At 73.5% G+C, this 4,461-nt stretch carries 6 protein-coding genes; 4 read left to right on the top strand and 2 right to left on the bottom strand.

Going from position 1 to position 4,461, the window contains the following annotated elements; genetic code table 11:
- Positions 1-900, bottom strand: a 900-nt coding sequence (locus tag DEJ17_RS17360) for a histidine kinase (RefSeq protein ID WP_110895659.1), incomplete at its 3' end; no start/stop codon positions are given.
- On the bottom strand, positions 897-1,433 hold the full coding sequence (locus DEJ17_RS17940) for a hypothetical protein (protein WP_110895656.1): 537 nt from the start codon (positions 1,431-1,433) through the stop codon (positions 897-899). The genes DEJ17_RS17360 and DEJ17_RS17940, both read right to left, overlap by 4 nt.
- Before the next feature lie 130 nt (positions 1,434-1,563).
- On the opposite strand from DEJ17_RS17940, the gene DEJ17_RS17350 reads away from it, so the two are divergent.
- From DEJ17_RS17350 to DEJ17_RS17335, 4 genes are all read left to right on the top strand, one after another.
- Entirely contained in the window at positions 1,564-2,406 is an 843-nt protein-coding gene (locus DEJ17_RS17350) for a spermidine synthase (protein ID WP_110863235.1), read from the top strand.
- Positions 2,407-2,513: 107 nt separating this feature from the next.
- Positions 2,514-3,287: a phage holin family protein gene (locus DEJ17_RS17345; RefSeq protein WP_146239761.1), complete on the top strand. Its 774-nt coding sequence runs from the start codon at positions 2,514-2,516 to the stop codon at positions 3,285-3,287.
- A gap of 143 nt (positions 3,288-3,430) precedes the next feature.
- Entirely contained in the window at positions 3,431-4,261 is an 831-nt protein-coding gene (locus DEJ17_RS17340) for a hypothetical protein (protein ID WP_110895652.1), read from the top strand.
- Positions 4,258-4,461 (top strand): SprT-like domain-containing protein (locus DEJ17_RS17335; protein ID WP_146239760.1); only part of this gene is annotated, 204 nt, incomplete at its 3' end. The genes DEJ17_RS17340 and DEJ17_RS17335, both read left to right, overlap by 4 nt.

The following is a 4,461-nucleotide window of genomic DNA, read 5'->3' as shown; positions in this document are numbered from 1 at the left end:
GCCCTGCACCACGAGCTCGCCGCCGAACGAGCGGTGCGCGTCGACGAGGGCCGTCAGGCCCGACGCGTGGTCGGCGGACGGACTGGAGGCACGGGTCGGTTCCGACGGTGCGGGCTGCGGCTGGTCCGGATGCGGCTCGTCGGGCTCCGGCTCGTCGCGCAGCGCGTGCACCGCGCGGCGTGCCTCGGCCAGGCCGTCCGCGGCCAGCGCGCGGGCTTCGCCGGCTCGGCGGGTGGCCTCGTCGACGCGGCCGGCCTCGAGCAGGGCCTCGACCGCGTCGAGCTGCAGCACCAGGCCGCCGAGCGAGTGGGCGAGGACGTCGTGGACGTCCCGGGACGCCCGCGACCGGTCGGCGAGGAGCCGCGCGCGCTGCTGCTGCCGCTCGGTCTCGCGAGCCTGCGCCGTCGTGATCCGGACCTGCCGACGACCGAAGCCGACGAGCACGCCGAGCAGCAGCCCGCCGCTGACACCGAGGACGAACTGCACCGACGTCTGCTCGAGCGTCGCGGTGACGGCGACCACCACGACGGCGGCGAGCGCGGCGACGGCAGCCGTCCAGACCGGCAGGTGGAGGTCGGCGCCGAGGACGACGAGCCCGGTGATCACCGGGACGACCAGGAGCGAGTCGGTCGGCACCACGGTGCAGGATCCGGCGGCGATCATCACGCCGGCTGCGGCGACGAGCACACGGGGCGTGCGCGCCCCTTCGCGGACGGCCCAGGCGGCGAGCGCGACGGCCCCGAGGACCCAGACCCACGCGGGGTGGTGGAGCAGGAGGCCGTTCCGGACGAACCAGAAGGCGACCACGGCGATCCCGACCGCGTTGAGTCCCCAGGAGACCACCGAGCGGGACCGGACCCCGGCGGGGTCGGTCCGGTCCGGGTCGGTCGGCACGCTCACCGCACCATCATGCCGCGGCGGGCGGCCTCCGACCGGTCGCCGCCGGTGTCCGCGCTTCCCCGGGGGATGCGCTGGTCGACGACCAGGGCACGGGCAGCGCGGTTCAGGGCGAGGACGAGCAGGATCGTGCCGGTCGAGGTGAGCAGGTGTGCTCCGAGGTGGCCACCGAGGACGTCGAGCCCGATGCGGGCGGCGATCAGGACGACCCATAGGCCGGCGCCGAGCCACCCGGTGCGGGACTGCAGGGTGCGACCCTCGGCGTCCGGCGTCGTGATGGTACGGAACCGGGTCATGGCCCCCATCGCGAGGCCGACGCCGACGGTGAGCAGGGCCTCGAGGCCGAGGAACACGACGTCGGTGGTGGTGACGGTCGACGTGGTCTGTGCGAGGACGACCACGCCGACGATCGCCATGACGAGCGGCCCCCGCCAGATGCGCGCCGGGTCGAGGGCCCGCCAGGTCGCCTGCCGGTACGCCAGGAAGCCGACGAGGGCGAGGCCGATGAGCACGTTCGCGAGGAGCTGGACCGACATGGTGTGCCTTTCGAGGTGGTCCGGCGGAGTGTTCCGACCGGTGCGACCAGCCTCGTTCCGGGCGCTCCGCGGGCACACCAACCAGGGGTGGGGACGCGGGTGGTGATCGCGGTGGTGTTCCATTGACGGCATGGCTGATGCGTTCGACGGGTTCCGGATCGGTGCGGGGTACTCGGTGGTGGAGCCGGACCGGCACCGACCGGGGTCCTTCACCCTGGTGGTGGACGGCACCCCGCAGTCGCACGTGGACCTCGAGGACCCGACGCACCTGGCGTTCGAGTACATCCGGCGGATCGGGCACGCGATCGACCTGCTGCCGGACGGCCCCATCACGGCACTGCACCTGGGCGCCGGTGCCCTCACCCTGCCCCGCTACGTCGCGGTGACCCGTCCGGGGTCGCGGCAGCAGGTGATCGAGCTCGAGCGCGACCTGGTCGAGCACGTGCGCGAGGCCCTGCCGTTCCCCCGCGGCGCCTCGATCCGGGTGCGGTACGGCGACGCCCGCGAGGTCCTCGGCAAGCTGCCCGCCGGACTCCGCGGCACCGTGGACCTGGCGGTGGTGGACGTCTTCGGCGGTTCGCAGATCCCCGCCCACGTGACGAGCGTCGAGTTCTACCGCGAGGTCGCCGCGTTCCTGTCGCCGACGGGCATCGTCGCGGTGAACGTGGCCGACGGCGCCGGGTTGGCCTTCGCCCGCGGGCAGGCGTCGACGCTGCAGTCGGTGCTGCCGTCGGTCGCCGCGGTCGCGGACACCGGCATGCTCAAGGGCCGGCGGTTCGGCAACATCGTGCTGCTCGGGTCGCCGACCGACCTGCCGGTGGCGGACATGCCCAGGCGGTACTCGTCCGACCCGATGCCGGCCAAGGTCGTGCACGGTGCGGAGCTCAAGGCGTTCATCGCCGGGGCGCCGATCGTCACCGACCAGACGGCGGTCGCGTCGCCGGAGCCGAACCGGAGCGTGTTCGGGGGCTGACCCCGCCCGGGGCGTCGCCGGGGACGGACTTCGGGCACTCGGCGGGTCCGGCTGTCAGGATGGTCTGAACGACCGCGCAGGTGCGCGACCGAGCGATGGGAACCCTGATGACGAACGACGACCGGAACGACCAGGACCGGACGGGCGACGGCCAGGCGCCGCGCTGGGGCGACGCCCCGCAGCAGCAGCCCGACGCCGATGCCCCGCGGTACGGCGAGCGGGTGGACCCGGCGCCGACCTCGACCCCGCAGTACGGCGAGCAGTACGGGCAGGGCCAGCAGCAGTACGGCCAGCCGAACGTCGGGCAGCAGTACGGCCAGCAGCAGTACGGCCAGCAGCAGTACGGCCAGCCGTCGAGCACGCCGAGCTGGAACGACCAGCAGCGCCACGACCAGGGTCAGCACCACGACCAGCAGCCGTACGCCGCCGCACCCGCACACTCCGGTGCCCCGGCCTGGCAGAGCCACGACGAGCCGAAGGCCAAGAAGAAGAAGACCGTGGGCATCATCGCCTTCGTGCTCGGCCTGCTCGCGCTCGTGCTCGGCGTCATCGGTGGCTACATCATGGGTTCGGCCATCAGCAACAGCGGCGCGCTCAGCGACATGCTCCAGAACGGTTCGACGACGGTCACCCCGGAGATGCAGACCGAGATCATGAACGACCCGGCCGTCCGGTCGCAGTTCATGGGTGGCATCGCGGTGGCCGGCGTGGCGGCAGTCCTCGGTCTCTGGGCACTCGTGCAGGGCATCATCGCGGCCGTGACCAAGCGCGGTCGTGCCTGGGGCATCCTCGCGATCGTCCTGGCGGTCGTCGCCACCATCGCGACGTTCGTCACCTACATCGGCGTCGCGGCGGCTTCGGCCATGGGTTCCGCTTCCTGATCAACCGCTCGACAGAACGGCCCGTCGCGCTCCGGCACGGCGGGCCGTTCGTCGTCCCGGGGGCAGGCGCGGACGACCGCACCCGCGCAACCTGAGCGCGTCGCACCGACCGCTCCCGGGAGACCGCGGCTACCCTCGAACCGATGTCCCTCCCGCCCGACGACCGCCAGCAGCCCGACTCGTCCGACCGTTCCCGTGAACCGCGCCACGCGGCTCCCGTGACGGCCGGGGTCAGCCCGGGCAGCACCTTCGCGCCCATCAGCCTGCGACCCGCGGTCGACGTCGACGCCGTGCACCAGCGGCTCCGTGACCTCGGCCAGAGCCGCAGCACCGACGCCCTCGCGGAACGCGCCGAACTCCTCCGTCTGCTCGGTCGACTGGACGAGTCGCTCGTCATCGCGGAAGAGGTGTTCCGCCTCGCGATGTTCACCGGGGAGCGACAGGACAAGGTCGCCGCGCGGATCCGTCGTGCGCACGTCCTGCACGACCTGGGGCGGCACGACCGTGCCGCCACCGAGGCCGCCATGGCCCGCGACACCGCCGCCACCGAGGAGTGGCCCGAACTCGAGGGCGCCGCAGCCGAGATCGAGGGCTGGTCGCTGTTCGAGAACGACCGCTTCGACGAGGCCCGCGCCGCACTGTCGCGGGCGTACCAGGCCTTCCGTCAGGCGGGCGCACCGTCCGAGCGCACCGACGCACTCCGCACCGCGGTCGAGGCCGCGATGCGTGCCGCCATCACGAACCCGGCGGAACCGTCCGACAAGCCACGGACCGCCCGCGAGGTCGCCGCCCGCCGTGCCGAGGACGACGAACCCACCACCCGCGTCGCCGAGCCGGTGAAGCAGGTCCCACCGATCCGCCGCCGCGTGCTCGGTGCGCCCGATGCCGCCCGGACCGAGGCCGACGACATCTGGGGCCGGATCGCGGCCCGGGCAGCGAGGAAGGGCCAGGCCGACCCGCGCGCCGAGCAGTGACCACGCTCGAGACCGTCCGGCTCCGCGCCGAGGCCCTCATCGCCGAACACCTCGGCGCCGGGACGTGGGCGTTCGGGTTCGACCACGCCAAGACCCGCGCCGGCCAGTGCGACTTCGCGCGGAAGCGGATCACGGTGAGCCGCCACCTGGCCACCCGGTTCTCGGACGACGACGTCGAACAGGTCCTGCTGCACGAGGTC

The sequence above is a fragment of the Curtobacterium sp. MCSS17_011 genome (assembly GCF_003224275.1).
GTDB lineage: Bacteria > Actinomycetota > Actinomycetes > Actinomycetales > Microbacteriaceae > Curtobacterium.
This window is presented reverse-complemented; position numbering and strand designations above follow the sequence as displayed.